At 63.0% G+C, this 21,243-nt stretch carries 23 protein-coding genes and 1 pseudogene; 18 read left to right on the top strand and 6 right to left on the bottom strand.

From position 1 onward, the window contains the following. The first annotated feature begins 429 nt into the window (after positions 1 to 429). A complete protein-coding gene (locus BST13_RS34525; protein ID WP_083170221.1) occupies positions 430 to 621 on the top strand; it encodes a hypothetical protein in 192 nt (63 codons plus the stop codon). Positions 622 to 693: 72 nt separating this feature from the next. Here the strand turns inward: BST13_RS34525 and BST13_RS34520 are convergent, their stop codons facing one another. Then, entirely contained in the window at positions 694 to 1,104 is a 411-nt protein-coding gene (locus BST13_RS34520; RefSeq protein WP_142282920.1) for a hypothetical protein, read from the bottom strand. 252 nt (positions 1,105 to 1,356) lie between these two features. Here BST13_RS34520 and BST13_RS34515 point away from each other — a divergent pair, with 252 nt between their 5' ends. Beyond that, positions 1,357 to 1,695: a hypothetical protein gene (locus BST13_RS34515; protein ID WP_083170217.1), complete on the top strand. Its 339-nt coding sequence runs from the start codon at positions 1,357 to 1,359 to the stop codon at positions 1,693 to 1,695. Between the two features lie 107 nt (positions 1,696 to 1,802). On the opposite strand, the gene BST13_RS34510 is transcribed toward BST13_RS34515, so the two are convergent. Continuing rightward, positions 1,803 to 2,645 (bottom strand): chemotaxis protein, encoded by an 843-nt coding sequence (locus BST13_RS34510; protein WP_083170215.1) that lies wholly within the window; start codon positions 2,643 to 2,645, stop codon positions 1,803 to 1,805. A gap of 61 nt (positions 2,646 to 2,706) precedes the next feature. On the opposite strand from BST13_RS34510, the gene BST13_RS34505 reads away from it, so the two are divergent. Further along, positions 2,707 to 2,997: a hypothetical protein gene (locus tag BST13_RS34505; RefSeq protein ID WP_083170213.1), complete on the top strand. Its 291-nt coding sequence runs from the start codon at positions 2,707 to 2,709 to the stop codon at positions 2,995 to 2,997. A 1,174-nt stretch (positions 2,998 to 4,171) separates the two neighbouring features. On the opposite strand, the gene BST13_RS34500 is transcribed toward BST13_RS34505, so the two are convergent. The 3 genes from BST13_RS34500 to BST13_RS34490 all read right to left on the bottom strand — a co-directional run bounded on the left by BST13_RS34500 (position 4,172) and on the right by BST13_RS34490 (position 5,860). After that, positions 4,172 to 4,627, bottom strand: coding sequence for a hypothetical protein (locus tag BST13_RS34500; RefSeq protein ID WP_142282919.1), 456 nt, complete (start codon positions 4,625 to 4,627; stop codon positions 4,172 to 4,174). A 205-nt stretch (positions 4,628 to 4,832) separates the two neighbouring features. Continuing rightward, positions 4,833 to 5,003: a hypothetical protein gene (locus tag BST13_RS39220; protein WP_158087251.1), complete on the bottom strand. Its 171-nt coding sequence runs from the start codon at positions 5,001 to 5,003 to the stop codon at positions 4,833 to 4,835. A gap of 155 nt (positions 5,004 to 5,158) precedes the next feature. Further along, positions 5,159 to 5,860: a hypothetical protein gene (locus BST13_RS34490; protein WP_142282918.1), complete on the bottom strand. Its 702-nt coding sequence runs from the start codon at positions 5,858 to 5,860 to the stop codon at positions 5,159 to 5,161. Between the two features lie 143 nt (positions 5,861 to 6,003). Here BST13_RS34490 and BST13_RS34485 point away from each other — a divergent pair, with 143 nt between their 5' ends. Next, positions 6,004 to 6,279, top strand: coding sequence for a hypothetical protein (locus BST13_RS34485; protein ID WP_029371178.1), 276 nt, complete (start codon positions 6,004 to 6,006; stop codon positions 6,277 to 6,279). A gap of 1 nt (position 6,280) precedes the next feature. Here BST13_RS34485 and BST13_RS34480 read toward each other — a convergent pair whose 3' ends face one another. Next, positions 6,281 to 6,802 carry a helix-turn-helix domain-containing protein gene (locus BST13_RS34480; RefSeq protein WP_245839922.1) on the bottom strand — a complete coding sequence of 174 codons (522 nt, stop codon included), beginning with the start codon at positions 6,800 to 6,802 and terminating at the stop codon, positions 6,281 to 6,283. A 310-nt stretch (positions 6,803 to 7,112) separates the two neighbouring features. On the opposite strand from BST13_RS34480, the gene BST13_RS34475 reads away from it, so the two are divergent. The 14 genes and pseudogenes from BST13_RS34475 to BST13_RS34410 all read left to right on the top strand — a co-directional run bounded on the left by BST13_RS34475 (position 7,113) and on the right by BST13_RS34410 (position 20,828). Further along, a complete protein-coding gene (locus tag BST13_RS34475) occupies positions 7,113 to 7,535 on the top strand; it encodes a WhiB family transcriptional regulator (RefSeq protein ID WP_029371176.1) in 423 nt (140 codons plus the stop codon). An 18-nt stretch (positions 7,536 to 7,553) separates the two neighbouring features. Then, positions 7,554 to 7,811: a hypothetical protein gene (locus BST13_RS34470; protein WP_083170207.1), complete on the top strand. Its 258-nt coding sequence runs from the start codon at positions 7,554 to 7,556 to the stop codon at positions 7,809 to 7,811. Continuing rightward, a complete protein-coding gene (locus BST13_RS34465) occupies positions 7,808 to 8,662 on the top strand; it encodes a DUF6551 family protein (RefSeq protein WP_083170205.1) in 855 nt (284 codons plus the stop codon). The genes BST13_RS34470 and BST13_RS34465 overlap by 4 nt, the downstream gene beginning before the upstream one ends. 18 nt (positions 8,663 to 8,680) lie before the next feature. Further along, positions 8,681 to 9,664, top strand: a complete 984-nt coding sequence (locus BST13_RS34460; RefSeq protein ID WP_083170203.1) for an alpha/beta fold hydrolase — start codon at positions 8,681 to 8,683, stop codon at positions 9,662 to 9,664. Then, positions 9,661 to 10,263: a hypothetical protein gene (locus tag BST13_RS39215; protein WP_083170201.1), complete on the top strand. Its 603-nt coding sequence runs from the start codon at positions 9,661 to 9,663 to the stop codon at positions 10,261 to 10,263. Before BST13_RS34460 ends, BST13_RS39215 begins: the two co-directional genes overlap by 4 nt. Continuing rightward, positions 10,260 to 10,571 (top strand): hypothetical protein, encoded by a 312-nt coding sequence (locus BST13_RS34450; RefSeq protein WP_083170199.1) that lies wholly within the window; start codon positions 10,260 to 10,262, stop codon positions 10,569 to 10,571. The genes BST13_RS39215 and BST13_RS34450 overlap by 4 nt, the downstream gene beginning before the upstream one ends. Beyond that, entirely contained in the window at positions 10,568 to 11,974 is a 1,407-nt protein-coding gene (gene tnpB / locus BST13_RS34445) for an IS607 family element RNA-guided endonuclease TnpB (RefSeq protein ID WP_083170197.1), read from the top strand. The genes BST13_RS34450 and tnpB overlap by 4 nt, the downstream gene beginning before the upstream one ends. Positions 11,975 to 12,377: 403 nt before the next feature. Next, the gene (locus BST13_RS34440; protein ID WP_142282917.1) at positions 12,378 to 12,779 is read left to right on the top strand and encodes a hypothetical protein; all 402 of its coding nucleotides are present in this window, start codon (positions 12,378 to 12,380) and stop codon (positions 12,777 to 12,779) included. 128 nt (positions 12,780 to 12,907) lie between these two features. Beyond that, positions 12,908 to 13,108 (top strand): hypothetical protein, encoded by a 201-nt coding sequence (locus BST13_RS34435; RefSeq protein WP_083170193.1) that lies wholly within the window; start codon positions 12,908 to 12,910, stop codon positions 13,106 to 13,108. A 275-nt stretch (positions 13,109 to 13,383) separates the two neighbouring features. Beyond that, positions 13,384 to 14,631, top strand: a complete 1,248-nt coding sequence (locus BST13_RS34430) for a helix-turn-helix domain-containing protein (RefSeq protein ID WP_245839921.1) — start codon at positions 13,384 to 13,386, stop codon at positions 14,629 to 14,631. Between the two features lie 723 nt (positions 14,632 to 15,354). After that, positions 15,355 to 17,223: a COG1361 family protein gene (locus BST13_RS34425; protein WP_142282916.1), complete on the top strand. Its 1,869-nt coding sequence runs from the start codon at positions 15,355 to 15,357 to the stop codon at positions 17,221 to 17,223. Positions 17,224 to 17,620: 397 nt separating this feature from the next. Further along, positions 17,621 to 19,042 (top strand): glycine zipper 2TM domain-containing protein, encoded by a 1,422-nt coding sequence (locus BST13_RS38515; protein ID WP_142282915.1) that lies wholly within the window; start codon positions 17,621 to 17,623, stop codon positions 19,040 to 19,042. A gap of 143 nt (positions 19,043 to 19,185) precedes the next feature. After that, positions 19,186 to 19,333: pseudogene (locus tag BST13_RS39560) on the top strand (ATP-binding protein); the annotation flags it as partial. Between the two features lie 235 nt (positions 19,334 to 19,568). Beyond that, entirely contained in the window at positions 19,569 to 20,828 is a 1,260-nt protein-coding gene (locus BST13_RS34410) for a sigma-70 family RNA polymerase sigma factor (RefSeq protein WP_245839920.1), read from the top strand. Positions 20,829 to 21,243: the final 415 nt, after the last annotated feature.

Below are 21,243 nucleotides of genomic sequence, written 5' to 3'. Positions count from 1 at the left end.
AGCAGACAACACACGATCGACCTGCGCCACATACGCACCAACCGACCCGCCACTCACCCACCAAAACTAACCACCACCCACACCCTTACACCGCACCCAAACCAACCCGGCTCCGAACCACTTGCCGATGGCTGTCGCATAACCCGCCGCGCTCTGAGTCAATGAGCGATGAACGCCATTTCATCGAACATCCGGGGGGAATCATGAAACACCAAGTCGTCGACCGCATCTGGCGCCGCTTCCGCCGCTCACCACAACCAGACCCCGACCCTGACCATCGCCACACCCACCGAAGCCCTCGACACCGCAGCCCAACTCCTCAACAACGCATGCCCCCGCAGCGTCGCCGCCGCTCTGTGGGCCAACACGGCGTGCCGGCCACTAGCCGCCCTGCTCTACACCGCCTCACCCACCGGCAACGCCGGCGCCATGCCCTGGGTCCGCTCCACCGCAGCCTCCCTACGTCACCCCGACGGCTGGAACGTCGCCACCGACGCGTGCGCCGCGGTCAATCCCCTGCTCACCGAATGGCTCGTGCCGACCGGGTTCGATCAACGCCAGCGCCTCAGCATCGCTGAGGCCCTCACCGAAGCAACCCACAGAACCCAGCGACGGCAATAGCGACCAGAAACGAGATACTTCGTGAGATATCGCACGAGATACCTGCTGATGCGGTTGTTTCCGCCGAACCGACTACGAACGACCAGCCAGATCGCGCTCAGCGCAAGCGATCACCATGTCCTCATAAGCCACAAGCGCAGCACCCGTGAACTCATCATCACCGTCCAACGCATAGACCGCCGCAGTGAACCCCGCTATGACCCGCCCCAACGCTTCATCACCCAACCGGGACACCGCAACCGGACGAACCGCCATCAACAGCAGCTTCTCACTCAACTCGCCGACCGTCACACAGCCCAACTCCTCAGCGGCAACCACCAAATCCCCATCACAGACCAGAACATCAGCAACAACAGCATCGGCCGGATAATCGGCAATCTTGCCCAAATACGTGGCCACCACCGAATCGACCAGAGCACGCAACGAACTATCGGCGCGCTCAGAAACGGTGGGCCGCTGCGGATCTGCGCTATCTACCATCACCCAATCATTCCTCGGCTGCGCGCCTGCCGCGACATCCGAAACGGATTTGCCTTGACTGTTGTATAACGGTGAACCTGCACATAACTTCGAAAGTGCAGCGGCTGGTCCCCTTTGCCGCAGCGCACCGAGGCCCCGGCGAAACCCCTCGTTGCCGGGGCCTCACTCATGCCTGGCCGGAAACTAATGCCGGGCTCTTGTTTTCTCGCTATCTGAAACCCCTTGCTGGCGAATCACGTCCGTAAAATAGATCTCATGATGCTGACTAATCGCGGTGCCGTCGTCGACACCTGGGCGTCCTGGCGCTTCTATAACCGCGTACGCCCCCAATTCCTCGCCTGGAACCACGCCATCCTCACATTCGAAAACGGATCCGCTGGCGGGGAGAAAATGGTGAAGTTCGTCGACGACGCCGGCAACATCCTCGAACTCCACGGCATCGCCTACGGCTACGACGGAGGCACGCCGGGCGAACTGGCCGAAAAACTGATCAAAGAAGGATTCCAGAATCCGGATCGAATTCGCCATCTGGTGTACAACACCGGCGGCGGGCAGAAATACCCGATGACCATCTCCCGCGACTCTAGGATATAGAGGTCAACCGCAAAGCCCACTTACTCGTTGGCTTTGTCACGTCCCCGTCAGCGGAGCGGGCAAACACCGCAGTCGGCCGTACTCCCGCGGCTACATCACACACACCTCTACGCGTTCACCGGCGCGAACGACGGTGTCGGCACCCCAGCACACCAAGCCGCATACACCACATCCGCCGGAGTCATGTTCTCCCAACAGATCAGCACTTCCAACCGCCGGCACTCCGCGAAATCACGCTGATACGCCACCGACTGCTGCGGATCCTCAATACCAATCACACCCGGCCGCTGCGAACCAGCCATCAACCGCGCAGCCGAATACTCATCACGCAACGCCGACCACTCACCCGACGACGGCCACCGACCCGCCACCACAGCCCTGGCCACAGCCTGAGCCGCCGACGACAATTCCGGCCCGCAATTGAACACCGCCTGCTGAGTCACATGACGCACATACGCTTCCACCGCACCCGGATCGCCCTCCGTCAAATCCTGATACAAGCCCGGCGCAACGGTTTCCAACCGATGCGACCGACTCCGCAACAACTGCGACGCTTCAGCCTCATCCGGACCCCCAGCCGCCGGCACGCCGACCGCCACATCCGCGACACCCTCATCAACCAAATCCGACCGCGACATAAACGTCGTCGCCACCGCCGACACCGCATCACCGCGCGCCTGAATCGCCCTCAACACCGTCTCGGCCGGATTGAACCAACCGAACCACCGAGCATCAAACGTCGAATCGAACCGCGCAGCCAACGGCATCGACCTCGGCACAAACACACCGGCCGGCACATACCCGGCGCCCTCGTTCGTCGCAATCCACAACTCAGGCTGACCGGAAACACCACGCGCCACACCCACGGCCCACTCAAGACCCGGATACACCACGCTCGACGCCGCCGCGAGATCCGCGACAACCTTGCGCGCACTCTCCAGATCCGTCATCGAAATATCGCGGCCCAACCGGCCACTGCCACCACTGCCACCACCCACAGGTAGCAGCCCAGTGGCACCAGCAGCTCCAGGAGGCGGCGGCGGAACCGCACCCGGCGGAGGAGGCGGAGGCACCGCACCACCACCCAACGCCGGGGCCCCAGCCCCCGCAGCTGGCGGCAACACCGATCCATACGACGTCATCTGGGCACCAGGACCACCGGCCGCCGGCACACCCATCGGACCACCGGCAGCCACCGGAGCCGACGAAACCGCCGGCGCCGCAGGAGCACTCATCGTCGCCGGCGCGGCCGCCGGCGATGCAGAACCCATCGGCGCAGCCAACGGAGACGCCGGAGTCTGAGGAACAGGTTGAACCGGCGCCGCAGGCATCGCGCCAGCAGCATTCGACGCCGCAGCTAGACCCCGACCGAAATCACCACCGAACGCGGCCCGCATCGCCTGCGACGACTGACCCTGCACAGACGACGCCGGGCTACCCACATTGCTCGCCATACCAGCCGGATTAGCGCCACCAAGCAATCCCGACATCGGACCCATACCGCCACTAGCCGCACCACTCAACGGCGACGCGCCACCACCAGGCGCAGACGGTGCAGACGGCAGCGACGGCATCTTCGGCGAAGCCGGCGGAGGTGATTGGGTCGGCAGAAGACTAGTCGACAGGTCTTTGCCGAACGAAGAAGGAGAACCCGACGAAGATGCGCCGTGCCCGCTACCCGCGCCGCTGCTCATTTCTTTGCCGTAATCGCCCGGCGAGTCGGGCTTACTAGGTTGATGGTCGCCGCCGCTGGAAGGGTCAGTGCCAAAACCGCCGTCGCCCTTCGGCGGAGCCTCTGGAGTCCCGAACTTATTGGTGAGGCTTTGTGTTTCGGTTGTGACGAAGCCTCGCAGCTCTGCGGAGTATGAGGTGATTTGAGTGCGGTAGGTTGTGAGGATTGGTGCAACGGCCGCGATCCCTACCGCCGTGTTCGTCTTCAGGACGGCCTCAATCTCACGGTGCGCGGTATCGTGCGCTTCCCGGATGAGCCGCTTGGTGCGGCCGACGTCTTCACTAAGTCGACGCATGCCGGCCGAGCCCGTGCTGAGGACGTCCACTAGATGTTCGTGAGCTTGATGCTCACTCCAGTAATGCGCCTGCGCAGCTTCCGCGCCCTCGCCAGCTGTCCAGCTGTTTGAAAAGACCTGGTCTGATTGGTTTTTCGCCTCAGTCGATGCAGTGGAATGATCCCTCGCCAGTTGTGCGAGCTGGTCTGCAGCAGCTGCGAGCTCAGTCTCTGATTCAGTCGGCCACACGTCCGGGCCAATCAAAGATGCCGTGTACAAGCCTGGTTGGAGCTGCACGTCACCGCCACCCGACATCCCGTAACCAGGAACGAACGAGTCAGGCTTCGGAGGTTTCGCCGCGATGACCCGCTGGAGCAGGTGATCCATCTGCTGCTGGGAGGCCCCCGAAAGCTTCGGCGGCGCAACGGTATCCGGAGCCGGCGGCGTCGGCTTCGGGGTGACGGCCGCCATCAGCGCAAACCGCAGGCATCAGCCAGAGCGTACGTTGCGTCATTCGACTCTGATGTCAGCCGATTGACGTCATCAACGCTCCGATTTCCGGTCGCAGCGGCGGTCAGATCAAGCGATGAACTGATATAAGCGCGCGCCGCTTCGGCTAGGTCGTCTGGCACAGCGGGAGTCAGAGTATTCTGAACGGCCACAACGCTATTCACTGTTCGTACGACCAACGGCAAATTGACGTCGCCATTGACCACAACGCCGCCTTGGCCGCGCTGGCCACGAGCCGTCGTGTCGAACACGCTGCACAATTTCGCCTTAGCCGCGTTCTGCTCGGACGCGGTGAAGTGAGGCTCCGCCGCCCTTGCGGCTGGCGGCGCCGATGGCGGTGCGGCGTCGTTGTTCCGCACGATGGCGTACGTGATGGCTGCAGTCGCGGCCACTGCGATGACCATCAGAGCAGCCATGGCCAGCACAATCACCCACAGCCCAGGACGCCGAGCTGGCCGCTCGACCGGAGGCGGCGGTGAAGCCGGTGACTGTGGTGGAACACCTTGGTTAGGAGGCGCGGGCAGTGGCCGTTGATCGGCCGAGCCTTGAACCGGCGCGCCGGTTTGTGGTGCCCACGGCGACGTGGTTGTCATTGTCCGCCCCCTTCAGAAGCCGCTCTCGTTACGTCGTCAGTACGCCTGCGCTGAGTTCCTCGGTCGTTTCCACCGAGGTCACACTCGCCACCGATGTAACAGCACCGAACGCCACCTTTGCTGTCAGATTCGCTGACGCCGCCGCCAGCAGCAACGCCAACTCCGCGGTGTACGGAGCGATGTACGTTCCGACAGGCAACGCCGGCAACCCAGCCCCTGCTGCGCTCCCCCGGGCCGCCGCAGCAGCAGCGAGCCCACCAACGGTGTCAGGAGCTGACATATGCACGGATAACGCCATACGGCGATGCTACCGCCGACTTTCGCCGCTCACAGCAGTCAAGCAGAGCGAAAATCTCAGCCGAAGAGCTTTGCCAGACGGCTGTCCCTGATCCACCGATCACCAAGCACCGCCGTTGCCGTCCACAAACACAACGCCGGCGCCGCCGGGCCCGCCAACCGCAACGGCGCAACCTTGCCATCAAAAGCCAGCGTCAGCTGCCAACCGTCGAGATCCGGATAGAACTCAGTGATGCCGCCGTAGTAGTAGCTCTCAAAGCCAGCATCAAGCGTGTTGCACAGTAACCGATGGTTTGTCGCTGTCACGCGAATTTGCTGATGATCCCGCCACCGCTGCTCGGCAGCATGCTGAGCAGCTACCTTCCGGCGATGGTTCACCGCAGCGCCAACTGCCAGCGCGCCAACCATCACCGCAGGCCGGCCAACCACCAGCATGCTGGTCTTCTCATACCGACCGTCACCGGCCGCGTACAACCGGCTGTACGCCAAATCAGCCTCAAGCAACCCGAACTCGTCAACACCGAGAACAGGCCCGAAAACCTCAATCTCAGGCGGCGAAATACCCCGAGCGAAACGGTGCGCCGCGCCACGCGCATACAACCACCACCGCTCCCACTCATTCCGCGGCGACGCCACCGCATTGTGCTGCCGCTGCTCAGGCTCCTGACTCCGCCGTTCCGGAACTTCCGGATCGTAAACATCCGGCAGCGGCCGGGAATCAACCCCGGCAACCTGCTCCTGCCACCATCCGTCCAACATGCTCAGGATTATTAACCGCACCACCGACATACGCGACAGCAAAACGGGCGGCGAGTCATCCGCCCGCGCGAAAGTCGAAACGCTCTAGCCCGATTTGTTTTCAATGTGGCATATCCTTTCGACGCGACGTCTCATCGACAACCATGGACAACGACAAGCACGGCTGGCACAGCGATCCCGACGCCGAACTGCCCGACGAGACCGACCAAGACCTGCTCGACCAACTCCACACAGACCTGCTGGAGCTCGCCGAACTAGCAGATGCAGAAGCAGACCGCTGCGATGAGGACGTACTCGCGGAACTCGAAGCACACGTCCAGGATTTCGCCGACTTCGTCAACTCAGGGCAGGCGTCGGCCGATAGGCCACTGGCCCAGGTGATCAACCTCGCCGACCGCCGCATGGACGGTCGGCACTAGCTCAGCTGTCGGCCCGCAACTCCGCCAACAAACTAATCGCTTCACCACGCTCAGCCTCATCCAGCCAAGGCATCAGCGCGATAATCCCTTCCTCAGCCTCCCTGGCGGAACGGGTAATTTCTTCCGAAAGAGCCTCGCGCGCAGTTGGTTCCATCTGATCGCGGTGCTTGGTGAAAGTGCTCTTCATCGCGAGAACGCGCTTGGCCAGTGCAAACCGGTCACCGCCGATCTGCGGTGGTTTGTCTCGGCGGCCGCCTAAGGGTTGACGAGGTGGGCCGGCCAGCTTCGCGGTGCCGCCCTCGAGGACGACGTCGACACTGCCGGGCTCCCACTCGATCGCCCTTTCGAGAGCACGTCTCATGCGAGGACTCAGTCGGCCAGCCCGATTGTTTTCGATCGCGCGGAGTGTCTCCACCGCTGGACCCCCGCGCTCGCCTACCTCGATCTGGGTCAAGCCGAGGTCGGCGCGTCGGTTCCGCACCTCCACTGCCAACTTTTCCCACATCATGATGCCCAACATCATGCCCGACCATCCGGTATTTCTCGGTGTCCTGGCCCCAAAAACCGGTAAAACCCGGTTCCGATTTGCCGTGATCTGCGATCTGCTCCCCGAGGTTCGGCTGGGTTCGATTCCCGCCTGACCTGCAGGTTCCTCGAAATGTGCCCACAGTTGTGTGGCTTGCTCGTCTGCGCACTCTCCGCATACCTCAAATTCCTACCGCCGAGAACCGGTAAATCCTGCTATAGTTCCCGGTTAGTACCGGTAAATCCCGCACGGGACCGGCGAATACTTCCAAGTCAAGCAGGCGCGAACCAAGGAATGAGGGGTCCAAATGAGCGCTGATACCGGCCACACACCAACTGCTCGTCTTGCCGATGACTTCGGCCAGGTGCCGGCCGCGAGGCTTTTCGAAACCACGGAGCCTCGGCCATGCACGGCCACCAAGCCAGGGCCCGGCAACGACCCGTGGTTTTCCAACGACCGCAGCCGCGAACGCGCTGCCCGGATCTGCAAAACCTGCCCGTTCATCGGCCGCTGCGGCTACAACGCAGTCGCTTCCAGGGCCACTCACGGTGTGTGGGGTGGCGTCGTCTTCCCGGGTGACAAAGCCGCAGCACTCGAAAAGATCTACGCACAACTCCTCGACCAGTTCGAGGAGCGTCGACCAATCGAGCTGGGCCATGCACCGGCCCCTGAATTGCCGGCGGCGACCGCGCATCGCCGGCGCCGATCAGCCACCGCCACCGCCGCCTGAAGAGCAGGCAGCAACGCCGTGGAAACCAGCCTCAACCACACCTGCACAGGCGGGTGCGGCGCGACCGTATCCGACCCACGGCATCCCTGCGATGCCTGTAGGGAGCGCATACCTTCCGGGCTCAAACGCGATCTGCTGTTGAGCCTTGCCGGCGTCGAAATCAACACCGCCGTCATCTCTGCCGCCGAATTCTTCGGCAAGCCCATCCCCCAGTTTCTGGCCGGTGACTCCGGCCTGCGTGTCAACCAACCACGCCAAGGAGAAACCACGCCATGAACACCACCACCACTACCCGGCCTGCGCCCTACATCGCCGCGCTCGCTGTCTCCGAACTGTTCGTCGACCACAGCTACCAGCGGCCGCTCGATCTGCCCCGGGCACGGCGCCTCGCCGAATCCTGGGAACCACCACTGATCGGCGTCATCGAAGTTTCCGACCGCGGATCCGACCAACAGCCGCGGTACGCGATCGTCGACGGCCAGCACCGCTACGCCGCAGCCAAGCTGCGTGACCCAAAAGCCGTACTAGTAGCCAACATTCACACCGGCCTCACCCCACGTGACGAGGCGCACCTGTTCTACGAGATCGACGCCAAACGAACCCGCCTCACCGGATGGGACCGCTGGAACGCCCGGCGCGGCGCCGGCGACCCCACCGTTCTCGCCGTCGAATCGGTCGTCGAGGACGCCGGGCTGCGCGTCGAGGATTCTCCGACCAACGGTTCGGTCCGCTGCGTCTCGACCTGCGAGAAAGTTCTCAAGCTCGGTGGCCAGCCGCTCCTGCGTGAGACGCTGAGTTTGATCACCGAGGTCTGGGGTGTCGAGGTCGAGGCCTTCGACGCACCCCTAGTGCATGGAACGGCGTTGGTGCTGTGGCACTACGGCAAGACAATCAACGTCGAGCGCCTCGCGGACGCCATGGTCGACGTCTCACCACGGCAGTTCAAAGCCAAAGCCGTCGCGCTCCGCGAATACGAACGCGGCAGCCTGCCGAAGCTCGCGGCCCTGGTCATCGTCAACACCTACAACCGCACCAAAGGACCGAAACTCGATAAGCCCAAAGACTTTACGAAGCGATCGCCGCAAGCCGGCGTCCGCCGGCCCGCATCGTTGGCCGCAGCGTCCTGAGCCCGGTTGTGACAGATCATGGCCACCACAACCGGCAGCCCCAGTGACGTAGACACCATTCCGCCCGTGATCGAACGGCACGTGATCACTGCAGACGGAACCGCACTTGCCGTGTGCGATTACCCGAGCTCGGCACCGACCCGGCACACCGTTGTACTTCTGCACGGCTTCTGCCTCTCACAGGTCAGCTGGAGCATCCAGATCCGGCTCCTGCGTCACGCGCGGCCGGACGTGCGGATCATCAGCTTCGACTACCGAGGCCACGGCCGATCCGCTGCTGCAGCACTGCGCACCTACAGCATCGAGCAGCTCGCCGACGACCTCGCTCAGGTACTCACCGCGCTCGACGTCACCGACCCCGTCACCTTGGCCGGTCACAGCATGGGCGGCATGACGGCCATCACGTACCTCACGCATGCGTATCTGCGGCGGCCTGTCGCCCCGGTCGGTCTCGTCCTGGTGGCCACCGCCGCCGGCCAACTCGCACAGCGCGGCATCGGCCGACTCCTCGGCCTCCCAGCTGTCGGGATGCTCGGCACCGTCGTCGACCATGCTCCGCACCGCGGCGCGGACCACACCGTACGGACACTTATCCGGCCGGCGTGCCGAACATTCAGCCGCCTTGCCGGCCTCGGCAGCGCTGAACGAGCCGCGTTCGTCGCTACCGCGGCCGACGCGGTCCAACGAACACCGCTGGCCACCGCCCTCGGTTTCCTTCCCAGCCTGCAAACCTACGACCGCTGCAGCCAGCTCGCCGCCATCGCTGCACGCACCGTGGTGGTCAGTGGCGGCACGGACGCCATCACCCCGGTTGCCCACTCTCACGAGCTCGTCGCCGGCATCCCCGGGGCGGTTCACCTGCACGCGGCCGCCGGCGGACACATGCTCCTGCACGACGCGCCTCGCCTCGTCGTCGACGCGATCGCGCGCACCGTCACTCCGGCGGCGAACTCCACCCTCACAGATTGCGTGGGTGTGCCAAAACTCTTGGAGGCGATATGAATACACCGCTATCAGCGAGCACCAACGGTGTCGACGTGCGCTCGTTCAACAGCGGCGCTGTCACACGGGTGCGGTACCGCGGCTGGATCGTCGACGTCGACCGCGCCGGCACTATCACCGTGCCCCGCCAAACCGTCACCAGTGCGGCCGAGGACCTAGCCGTCTGCCTCGACGCCGCCCGCACCATCTCCGCGAAGAACGCGGCCGACACCAAGGCCGCCGCTGAGGCCGCGCGCGCGGCTGCGGCCGCGGCCGAACCCGCGGCGCACATCGTGGCGGCCGTACCCGACCGGCGGCCCCAACTGCGGCCGCTCGTCCAGGTGCTCCAGGCCGCGTGTGCCATCGCTGACCAACACTGGCACCGGGGCCGCAACGACATCTACACGTGCACCAAGCAGGCCTGGCTCGACCACGAGATGAGCGTGCCGTTCGCCTGGCTCCTACGAGCCCTGCGCGAAGCCCTGCCACCGAACACGACACTCACCGACTACAACGACCAGGCAGACCACGCCGGCGCCGTCGGCCTGTTCGACACTGCGATCCAGAATCTCACCGGTGCACAACGCCGCCCGCCGACCCCGATTCAGGCCGCCTCATGACCCCGAGCTTCCCGCGGTGGATCCTCCAGGAGGCACGCAGAACCTGGCAACAGGCCTCCACCGCGACCAAGCTGAAGATCGATCTCCTGCTGCTCAGCGTGGTCCTCGCCGAGCGGCTCCTACCTCCGTCCATCACCGTTCTCGGTGCCGGACTGTTCCTCACCTACATGTACCGCCTATACCGACGATCCATGAATCAGATGGCACGCGAGGATGATTCACAAATCCACGCCGACATCGGCGACTCCCTCTCCGACGACTCACTGCGCTGGGCCCTCACCGCCTGGTCGCGGAGGTACCGGCCATGAGTACACCAGCCATCCCGGCCATCGACGCCGCACGACCTACTGTGCTGCGGGCTTATCGATTCGCTCTCGATCCGACCCCTGCCCAGGAACAGCAGCTGCGATCACACTGCGGTGCAGCACGATTCGCCTACAACCACATGCTCGCTCTGGTGAAAGCCAACCTTGAACAACGCGCCGCCGAACGCACCTACGACATGCCCGAACAGGAACTCACGCCGTCGTTGAGCTGGTCGTTCTACTCGCTGCGGAACCTGTGGAACCAAATCAAGAGCGACATCGCACCGTGGTGGTCGGAAAACTCGAAAGAGGCCTACGCCAACGGCATCGCCAACCTCGCCACCGCCCTATCCAACTGGTCCACATCACGCGCGGGCCAACGCCGCGGCCGCGCGGTACGGTTTCCCAGGTTCAAGACCAAACGGGCCCGCCCATCGTGCCGATTCACCACCGGAGCACTGGGCCTCGTCGAGCGCGACCGCCGACACGTCCGGCTGCCGAAGATCGGCATCATCCGGACCCACGAGTCGACACGCAAACTCGCCCGCCGCGTAGAAGCAGGCGCCGCGCGGATCAGGTCGGCCACCATCAGCTTCGAACGTGGCCGCTGGCACGTCGCATTCAGCGTCGAACTTCTCGGCGACCACACCCAGCGTCACGGCCGCCGGCATCGCCGTGCGGTTGTTGGTGTGGATCTCGGCATCACTCACCTCGCGGTCCTCTCCACACCAGTCCCCGGTGTCTCCGACGAGCAGGGCATGGTCGCCAACCCGGATCACTTGGAAAAGGCCCAGAAGCAGCTGCGCCGACTTCAACGCCAGGCTGCACGACGCCGAGGCCGCGACAAACGCACCGGGGCAACACCGTCAGCGCGCTGGCTCCACACCCAGGCCCAGATCAACCGGCTCCACGCCCGGATCGCCAACGCTCGCACTGATGGCCTGCACAAACTCACCACCGCCTTGACCGAGCGGTTCGAGACGATCGTCATCGAGGACCTCAACGTCGCCGGAATGCTCGCCAACCACCGGATCGCACGCAGAATCAGCGGAGCCGGATGGGGTGAACTCCGCCGCCAACTCACCTACAAAACCAACGATCGCGGCGGCACGCTCATCGTCGCCAACCGGTTCTACCCCAGCTCCAAAACATGTTCCAATTGCGGCGCAGTGAAAACCAAACTGAGCCTCTCCCAACGGATCTACCACTGCGAGTCATGCTCAATCAAAATCGATCGTGACAGCAACGCTGCTGCCAACCTGGCCGCTCTGGCGGCCTCAGCCGCAGCTACGTCCTCCCCGAGTTGCGGGGCGACGCAAAACGAGCCCGATGGAAACCCGCAGAAGACCAGCACCGCTGGCAGCGGGTACCGCCACGGGAAGTCCGAATCGGACAACGCCGCATGAGCAATCACGCGGCTGGAGCTTTCGCTCTTTCTGGGAAAGCTCCAACGGACCCATCGATGTGTGACGCCCCTGGCTTTTCGAAACCACGGAGCTCGCGTCACCTCACGGCGACACCTAGCCCCCTCGCTCACCCAGACGACGCGCTGATGCCTTGGCTGGATGAGGCGGTGCGCCGATTCGATATGTGGTCCGGCGGCCGTTGAGTGGTGCGGTTCGGATACGGGCGCCTCGCATCCGCCTGTGCAGGTGTGGAGGCTGGTGTTGCCAAAACCGCTGTTGCCCTTCGGTGTTCGCGCGACTCTGAGCGGAGCGCGCGATGGATCGAAACCTATCGCAATAGAAGGATATACGTGCAGTTCGAGAGGATGTGTAGCGCACGATGGTGATGAATGTTGGCGCGGTTGTGACCGCGACTCGTGACCAGTTGGCGGCCGAGTTGCGTGAGGCGGGCCGGCCGTTGTCGACGATGCAGTTGGCTGCGCGGTGCGGGATTCCGTGGCATACGGTGCGGCTCGTCGACGCGAGCTGCTCGTGGGTGCAGGGCTTCGCGGAGCACCGTTATGGTGTGGTCCTCGACTGCTGCGATGGAGTGCATACGGTGGCGGTGCCGCCGCTGCCCGGTCTGGTTCATCCGCTCCTGGTCGATCTGGAGGCCGCTGGCACCATCACCCGCGTCGCCGGTCGCGGCATCGGTAAGCAGGCTGTAGAGGGCTTCGTGCGGCAGGCCAATCACGGCTGGATGACATGGCGATACACCGGTCTTGTGTCGGATCCGGAGTTCGATGCGATCGTCGCCGGCTACTGATTAACAGATGATCTGCAGTCCCGGTGGATACCGAATCACATTGATCTGTAGGTACTTTCATGCCGATTCCGCCTTCTCGTCGGCGTGTCTCGAATCGGCATCCGCTTCGTAATGACAAGGTCACACTCATGCCACAGCCGTACAAGGGCGAGCGCCACAAGATTCCGGTGCGTCCGGTCGATCGCGTTTACCGAAAACTGGAAGAAATGCGCGTCGAGGCAGGAGTCAGCTCCATGTCCCAGTACATGAGTGACGTCCTTGCAGTGTGGGCCGGGATGCCGGAACTAGCCCGCGAGTTGAATCAGGAGGTGTTGCAGATCAGCGCATAGCTCGTGCGGGTGAGTTTCCCGCTGCCACAGCACATCTGAATAACGCGCGATAACTGCTTCACAACGACGAACGCCCCCGGCTGGCGGGCCGAGGGCTTGCGTTCGTTGCGAGTGCGAAGTTCCGAGTTTGGCGGCTCGGTCCTTCTGTAGGCGACTCGCGCGCCTCTCCCCGAAGGGACTGTCTCTTGCAGGACAGGTCTCACGGTAGCGCACACCTCCGACAAGGTCCAGAGGACGCGCGACCGTGCTCTCAGCTACCCTCGCGGCCACCTGGTGTGGCCGAGCGTTTACGGCGGCCCTACCAGGGCTCCAGCCGTACGAAACGTCGCCGCGGTGTCATCCGTACCCGGCCACGGCCCACCTCGCAGCGTCGACGTCGCACTGCCCGGAAACCAGTCGCCCGCAGCCATGTTTGGCTGGACGGCGAGCTTGTCTACCTGGAGCTTCCCGAGGACGCCCATCTGGGCGTGCCGTGCTGGACCGGCAAGGCCGCCCGCTGGGTGCATTTCACCGTGGCGATCGCCTACGACCTGCACTACAGCGATATTCGGCCGCAGATGGTCAACGGCGGCATCAGCAAGCCAGCACTATTGGCGATCGCCGCGGCCCGTGCGCGCTACGCCGACCACGACACCGGACGCAACTGCCGGCCCACCAACGAGCAGCTCGCCGAAGCCACCGGGTTCTCTGTGCGCCAGGTGCAGCGGGCCAGCGAGGCGCTGCGGTTGTTGTCGGTGGCCACCGAGATCCTGCGCGGCAGGCAACGGACCCTGAGCGAGCGGTTGGCGTCATGGCGGGTTGGTGATCGCGGCCGCGGGTGGGCATCGGTGTGGGTTCTGCACGATAGTGCCTGGTTGGCGCCAGTTATTAACAGGTTGTCACCCCACCTCGGAGGGTCTCTTTTACGTAGTAACAGTTCTTTTAAGAACCCACTCACTACCTCAAAGCGGACGCCTGACGGCGCCCGTGGTCGCGGCGCGGGGCGCCGCAGATGCCCCGACGCCAGGGGTTCGGCCCTGGCACGGTCCTGGAGGGCACATCCGGGGGCCCCACCGTGGGCCAGACGCTACTCAGCCGACGCCTGGGCGGCGATCTTGGCCGCTCCGGCCCGGCACGGTTGGACCGCGCGTGATCTCAACCAGCTCATCACCGACTGGCTCGGGATCACCGGCCGTCGAATTCCAGATGCGCCGTACAAGCCGATCGGGCTGCTGGGAGCGATTCTGGCGTGGCACGGTAGTGAGAACCTAGACGACCGGCCGACGGCGGCTGAGGAAGCCCGTGAGGCCGAGGAACTCGCCGCTGCGGCCGTGCGGGTGGCCAGGGCCCGGCAGGTCACCGAGGTCACGCCCCCGTGCGGTTCGGGTGCAGGCGGTGCCGGCCGAGTCGCCGCGCATATCGCCGCGGCAGAAGCGGTGCGCAATGCTGCGCGCAAGCGAACCGAGAAGGCTGCGCGTCATGCCGCTCAGCTCGCGATTGCCGTGCGGCGTGCCCGTGGACTTGAGCAGGATGTTGAAATGTAGATGCGCAGCCGGCATGTACATCCGGTTCACGCTGGCAGACGCACCAGTTCGCACCTTGACTGGCGCCGAAAGCTCAACCGAGCCAAGGGCATGAGCCAATGGCGCTCCCGGTTACCTCGCCATGTCACCGCCGTAGGAACTGAAATACGCACAGCTGCAGCACAAACCGAAGATATGAGCTGGCTGTGGGCATAGCGGCAATATCCCCGACCGCGGCGGCTGACTCGGGAGCCCATTGGGGAGGAGCTGATCAGAGCCGCGCCCCAGCCCTGCAATCGGATTCGATCGCAGGGCTGCGTCCGTTCCCGGATCGCACCGCAATTCGAGTAGTGAACTACGCAATCGCCGCAGAGTGCTCAAATCTACGGTTAGACGATGACCGCCACCATGACAGGCGACCACGTCGATTTCGGCGTGGCCTACGGCACCACCGAGACTTCCTGGCACCAGGTCGAGGACCTCCCGACGCCGGTCACAGTGACCGCAGTCGCATCACAGGGATTCGGGGTGGTCCGCGTTGACCGCAGAACCGTCATGGTCCCGATTCCTCGAGATGAGTGGCCCCCGGAGTGGACAATGCCAGGGCACCACCCACCGAACCCACTGCCGAAGGTGCCCGACGTAACAGACACCGACGTTGACGCCGCAATCCCCGCGACCGTCGGCGGGAACACACCGCTGATCTACATCGTCAGCGCGGGCACCGACCCCACACCACCCTGCGTGCAGGTAACCGGCAGCCTCACGGTCACCGACGAGGCCGGTCAGGTGTTGCGCACCTGGCAGCTGAGCTATGTCAAGGGACCCGACATCACCCTCGACCGCAGCCCCATCACCGTGCGGCAAGGCGAGGCGTTCGAAGTGGGCTTCCAGGCCCGTTCTGCCTCGGGACAGCCACAACACTTCATCCTCGAAGCACCCGGTTGGGGCAGTGCAGCGGTCGACATCCCACCCAATACAACGGTCACCGGCAAGCTTTTCTTGACCGTCCCCACGGATGTCGCGGTCGGGACTACAGCGATGCCCGTGACGACTGTGCCTTTCGTGTTGAAAGGCGTGATCGCCGGGGCCACAGCCGATGGCACCACGATCCCCGCCACGATCGATGTGACGGTGACACATGCCCAGGCCTCGGTGATCGTGGTGGGATCCCCCGTCATTTCGGCCGCACCAGGCACGACCGTCCCGGTCACCGTCGACTTGTCTCTCAATCAGACCACCTCGAACACCACCATCGTGGTCGAGCCCTACTCATCCCCCTTCGCCAACATCCCCGGCCACACATTCGAACTCAACAACTCGGACTGGGTGCAGAACGGGATCCCGTTCGTCCGGCACACACGCAACCTCGACGCCTCCGGGACCCTGCGTGGACAGATCAACCTTCTGATCCCACCGGACACCGCCGGCTGCGCCCAAGACACGACAGTGCGGGTCAAATGGTCGGCCTACGACGGAGAACAGCAGGGTGAAGTCGACCTAGCTGTCACTGTGCCGTATCCGGAAATCACCTTCGACGCTCCGATCGTCAGCGGAGGACTGGCAGCGCTTGGAGGCCACATCTGGGTGACCCTTCACGGCGACGGCACCGTCGAGTGGAAAGGGCATGCACACGACAGCGGCGCTGATGGCTACGACTTCACTGTTAATGCGGTCGTGCCCGGTCCCGCTGGCGTCGCGGTCGCGCTAACTCATTCCGGACACGTCGGCGGCACGGTCACGACTGGCGCGCGAGATCACGACTGGGACGAACAGTATCCCAACGGCTTCGTGCGAGACAGCTGGCCGATCTTGGTAAAGGCGCAGCTGCAGACGGATCTCGAATACACCAGTGACATCGGCGAAGCATTTGAGTCGCTGCTGGATTGGGCGTTGAAGAGCGCTTTCGATGGAGCGTTTCCCGGAGGCGGCGCAATCATCTTCGTAGGCACCGAACTTGGCTCACTGTTCACAACGGGGTCGCTCGTTCCCGGCGCCCGCATCGTCGGCCCCGTTCTGTGGCTGGCCGGTCCCTCCAACACCTTGTTCGCAATGACCGCAGACGCGATCGCCAAAGTCGGGTCGTCTGAGCGGGAGGTTCACCAGGCGGAGTATGACTGGGCCAATAACGAGGTATTCGGTGGGGCGCTACCGCCTCGCGACACCCTGCGGATCACCGACACTGTCGGTGCCGGAGATCGCGCCTTCACGTTCCCTCGCTACGACGGCGCGACGGTGCTAAACCTGCGGCCGGACGGGTTCGCCGCAATTTACGATGGCGAAAGCGGGGCAACGCCGAACGCATATCTACAGCACACGTTCCTTCATGAACTGGTGCACGCCTGCCAGATTGCGCACAGCCATAACCTGTCGTATCTGACCAGTGCGCTCGCCGCGTCCGGCAGCTACGCCTACGGGCCGCCCGGACCGGATTATTCGAGTTTCAACTTCGAACAGCAGGCCCAGATCGTCAGCGACTGGTGGCTTGGACAAAACACCGCCACAAGCAACACGTCGGGGAACCAATCAACGGTCGCCAAAGATAAGAACAGTCCGTACTTTCGCTACGTTCTCGACGCAAGACTGGGCAGGTTCGGGTGGGAAAACTGGTAGGTGACACTCGCTGAACCCGCCGGTGCGGAGGCGCTGCGGCGGGCCCGTTGCTCGACGTGGTGTGGTTCTCGCCAGAGAGTTCCAGCTGCCGGGTTTAGCACTGAACTGACCGCGTGGTGCCACTCTACGAACCTAATGGCGAGTCTGCACTGCTTACAAATGAAATTCGCGTAGTCGGCTACTCTATGCCGCCCGTGGTCGATGTCGTTCGATGGAGTTGAGCGATCATAAAGCGTGGGTCGAGGGACGACATGGAGGTTATTTGCGCGTCCTTCCATAGCACCAGATAGTCGCTGCCGGCCCAGTCGTCACGGCCACAGCCGCTCATCCCGATACCTGAATGTTCCTTGCGTCTTTGAACAAGAAAAACGGTACGGCTATTACTTCTGGAGGTGCCATGCCGACCCAAATCGCGTTGCCGTCATGTCTCATGGATTGCTACAAGGTTATTTACCCCAAGCTCGACTTCTCTCGCATCCTCTTCTACGTCGGCACTCCGCCGGGCGTAGGCGCGCCCGGCTTCACCATGTCATCAGGTGGTCCGTCGCCCGATATCCGCATCTACGTGCAGACTTATGACTGCACAGAGGAAACCTTTTTGACCATCGGGCACGAATTGGTGCACGCCCTGCAAATTCAGGGAATGACCGGTGGTGGCCATATCCCCGGTTCGTGGGCCAGTTACTACATGTCGCACTACATAGGCTGCGTCGGGCATGGATCAGGGTGCAGTAATGACCTGGAGAAAGAAGCCTACGTCTTCGCCAATGGCCCTGTCCCCAGTGAGGGCTGCCAAGAAGTTGGACAGCTCCGCAATTTCATTGATACCCAGTTGAGGGGCAAGCTGCCTTGCGATTGCAGCGGGGCGTGGCCTGTTGCCACGACCGTCGGCGCGCAAAGCTATGTCGATGCGTGGAAGGCCGCTTCGGGTCCGACCAAGTCTGAGAGCGCAGTGGGGCGCACCTGGTGTTCGCTGCTCTGGTTTCCCGTGTTGTTTCTTGCCGGCGGCTACTCCATCTTCGGGTTCACCAACACAGGCGGCGCTATCGGTTCCGGCATAGGTGCTGTCGCGGGCGGGATCATCGGAGGGATTCTTGGAAGCGTCCTGGGTCCCTGGGGTGCTGTTCTCGGCGCGCTGCTCGGCGCCTATCTCGGCAGCATAGTCGGCGGCGCTATCGGCGCTGCGATTGACGGTTTGTTGTCCGGTCCATCGGCCCGCATCTGGTTCACGGCCTTCGACGGCAAAACCTGGGTCATCCCCGATATCCCTATTTCGAAACAGGGACACACGAGGACAAGTGCGAGCCCGACGGCGGCCATGGATAACAGTCTCAGCGCCCTCTATTTAGCCTACAAGTCCGCCAGCAATAACGATCTCTGGTACAACGTGTTCGACGGCGCATCGTGGCTTACCGACGACATCAAAATTTCTAAGCACGGTCACACGCAAACCGACGCGGCACCGACCCTCGCCGTGTATAACGGCGTGCTCTATTTAGCCTACAAGTCTGCCAGCAACAACGATCTCTGGTACAACGTGTTCGACGGCGCATCGTGGCTTACCGACGACATCAAAATTTCTAAGCACGGTCACACGCAAACCGACGCGGCACCGACCCTCGCCGTATATAACGGCCTGCTCTATTTAGCCTACAAATCTGCCAGCAACAACGATCTCTGGTACAACGTGTTCGACGGCACATCGTGGCTCACCGACGACATCAAAATTTCTCAGGGCGGACACGTGCACAGTAGCGCGGGGCCATCATTGGCCACAGTCGGGCAATATCTGTTCATGATCTACCGAGACGACAGCTGAGCCTCGCGTACTCACCCGGCTACCGAGGGTGATCACGGATAGTCAAAAGCGGAACGGGAACCGCACAGTCACGTTTTAGGGATTCGGGTGTGATCCATTCCTGTCTCACTCGGTAACCACGCTCAACCGGAAAGTGTGGCGATGATTTCGACGCCAACCCGAACATCAACCCCGGCCACCATCCACCCACTAGCCACCGGCGACTGGATCAGCAGAGGCCAACCGCTGTGCCTGATCGGCGACTCCGGCACCGGCAAATCACATCTACTCATCGCCTTGGGCACTGCCGCCACCAGGCGGCCACTCTGCCGTGTTCGGGGCGAGGACAGCCTTCCAATCGGTGTACTCATCGATGAGATGCTCGATCGTCGGGTGGGCCTGGGCCGGCTGCGCGGGCTATGCCATCACCGCATCGTATGACGTTCGCTCGACATCGACTTCTCGCCAACGCCTCGACCCGCCGAAAGAAATTTCGGATCAGTGGAACGGATCGTCGCCGAAGTGTCGTGAGATAGGTATGAGCATCATGTCTGACGACACAGCAACCGACTGGGGCCAAGACGACCCCCGCCAGGAGATTCTCCTGGACCCCGACCATGAACTTGCCAGCCCCGACAGCTATCCACGCATGTGGAACCTGTCCGCTGGCATGGCGTTCTTCCAAGCAGTCATCCGACCAGACATGCCCGAACGGCCCGAATTCGTACCCATCTTCATGCCCGCGATCGCTTCTGCTGACCGAGATACATACGGCGCCAGAATCTTCTCCATCGCACGCTGGAACTCACTCTGGGAAGCCGCCCAATACCGCCGCCGCTTCTTCGCCGATGACACCGACCCCGACGCCTCAGATTGGCAACGCCTGCCTGCCGACCTCGCACGCATCGCCGACCTCGGCGACAACAACATCGTGTTCATCCCCCGCACCAAAACTCGCTACTACGACTACGCACCCCTTTTCCATCTGCTGTCGCGCGCGACCCTCGACCGATTCGGGCTGCCGTTGCTCCATGCCGGCCAATGGCCATTCTGGACCGAGCTCGTCAATCCCGACCCCTACCTACCGGCGGACTTTCATCAGCGCCTCACCGACGCCTGGGGAGCTACCGTGTGGCGTCACCTGATGCCGAGTTCTCCCATCTCCCGGTTCACCAAAGATGACCCCATCCGAATCCTGGCGCACAACCTCGACTTCTGGATCCCCGCAGTCGCCGAGGCCATGGAAGACGAGATGCGCACATGGCCCATCGTCGATACCGGCATCACACCCGGGCCGGTGACGCTGAGCAACGGCGAGATCCTAGAAGGAACCACCATGGGCGGCCCCCGGAAAGGCTCCGATATCTGGTCAGGTGAGGACGAAGCTGCCGAATTCGTCGATCGCACTGTCGAGGCCGCCGACCACACTGGTCAGCTGCGCGGCATTCTCGATGCCGTGCGATCCCACCGCGCCCACGACGACTTCTCCGATCGATGGTCACACGCCAAAGAAGACTTCGAACGCAAGCTCAACCACACCCGCTCCAGAGTCAAAGTCGCCTTCATCGAGCTCGACGACACCACTCCCGTCCACGGACCCGAGACCGAAATCGTCGGTCAGCTCGCGTGCAGCGACTTCCTGACATTGCTCAACCCCAAGGACCGCGAAGTGGTCGTGGTCTTGCGTTCCGGTGTCACCTCGCTCACCGAGGTCGGCGACATCCTCGGCTACAGCAACCACAGCGCGGTCTCCAAGCGGCTCACACGCATCCGTGAGCAGGCCGCCCGCTACTTCAACGACAACTAGATATAATCAGCAAAGCTGCTGGACTGAGCCCGGTAAACCTGGGCTTGGCACTTGCCATGGCTGTGGCGGCTGTAGTTCTCAACGTCATTCCCAATGCCATCTCGCGGCTGCGAGACAACAAGCGGAAGGAGACGGTGCGTATGAACAGTGACTCCACAAAGAGCGTGGTGCTAACCGCATCTACATCTGTTGGTTCGGCCTTGATGACAAACATCGCCGCCACAGCTGTAGTGCCGAGCTGAGTCCAGCAGCACGTCAAGCCAGTTTTCAGTGAATACTGATCTCCGTATATGCGGAGATGCGTATCCCCCGTTGTGACTCAAGCATGCTGATCGTGGTGCTTGAGTCCGGTTAGCTGTAATATCAAGACAGCCTGTTGCGTTGAGCTTCAGGAAGTGAGCCCGAGACCCGGCCG

The organism is Mycobacterium aquaticum (assembly GCF_002086485.1).
In the GTDB taxonomy this organism is placed as follows: Bacteria; Actinomycetota; Actinomycetes; order Mycobacteriales; family Mycobacteriaceae; genus Mycobacterium; species Mycobacterium aquaticum.
This window is presented reverse-complemented; position numbering and strand designations above follow the sequence as displayed.

What these genes read in the sequence shown, in the direction of transcription:
- BST13_RS34525 (WP_083170221.1), top strand. Translation starts at nt 430, where the DNA reads ATGCCCTGGGTCCGCTCCACCGCAGCCTCCCTACGTCACCCCGACGGC.
- BST13_RS34515 (WP_083170217.1), top strand. Translation starts at nt 1,357, where the DNA reads ATGATGCTGACTAATCGCGGTGCCGTCGTCGACACCTGGGCGTCCTGG.
- BST13_RS34510 (WP_083170215.1), bottom strand. Translation starts at nt 2,645, where the DNA reads ATGACGGATCTGGAGAGTGCGCGCAAGGTTGTCGCGGATCTCGCGGCG.
- BST13_RS34500 (WP_142282919.1), bottom strand. Translation starts at nt 4,627, where the DNA reads ATGGCTGCTCTGATGGTCATCGCAGTGGCCGCGACTGCAGCCATCACG.
- BST13_RS34490 (WP_142282918.1), bottom strand. Translation starts at nt 5,860, where the DNA reads ATGTTGGACGGATGGTGGCAGGAGCAGGTTGCCGGGGTTGATTCCCGG.
- BST13_RS34485 (WP_029371178.1), top strand. Translation starts at nt 6,004, where the DNA reads ATGGACAACGACAAGCACGGCTGGCACAGCGATCCCGACGCCGAACTG.
- BST13_RS34480 (WP_245839922.1), bottom strand. Translation starts at nt 6,802, where the DNA reads ATGATGTTGGGCATCATGATGTGGGAAAAGTTGGCAGTGGAGGTGCGG.
- BST13_RS34475 (WP_029371176.1), top strand. Translation starts at nt 7,113, where the DNA reads ATGAGCGCTGATACCGGCCACACACCAACTGCTCGTCTTGCCGATGAC.
- BST13_RS34465 (WP_083170205.1), top strand. Translation starts at nt 7,808, where the DNA reads ATGAACACCACCACCACTACCCGGCCTGCGCCCTACATCGCCGCGCTC.
- BST13_RS34460 (WP_083170203.1), top strand. Translation starts at nt 8,681, where the DNA reads ATGGCCACCACAACCGGCAGCCCCAGTGACGTAGACACCATTCCGCCC.
- BST13_RS39215 (WP_083170201.1), top strand. Translation starts at nt 9,661, where the DNA reads ATGAATACACCGCTATCAGCGAGCACCAACGGTGTCGACGTGCGCTCG.
- BST13_RS34450 (WP_083170199.1), top strand. Translation starts at nt 10,260, where the DNA reads ATGACCCCGAGCTTCCCGCGGTGGATCCTCCAGGAGGCACGCAGAACC.
- tnpB (WP_083170197.1), top strand. Translation starts at nt 10,568, where the DNA reads ATGAGTACACCAGCCATCCCGGCCATCGACGCCGCACGACCTACTGTG.
- BST13_RS34435 (WP_083170193.1), top strand. Translation starts at nt 12,908, where the DNA reads ATGCCACAGCCGTACAAGGGCGAGCGCCACAAGATTCCGGTGCGTCCG.
- BST13_RS38515 (WP_142282915.1), top strand. Translation starts at nt 17,621, where the DNA reads ATGCCGACCCAAATCGCGTTGCCGTCATGTCTCATGGATTGCTACAAG.
- BST13_RS34410 (WP_245839920.1), top strand. Translation starts at nt 19,569, where the DNA reads ATGTCTGACGACACAGCAACCGACTGGGGCCAAGACGACCCCCGCCAG.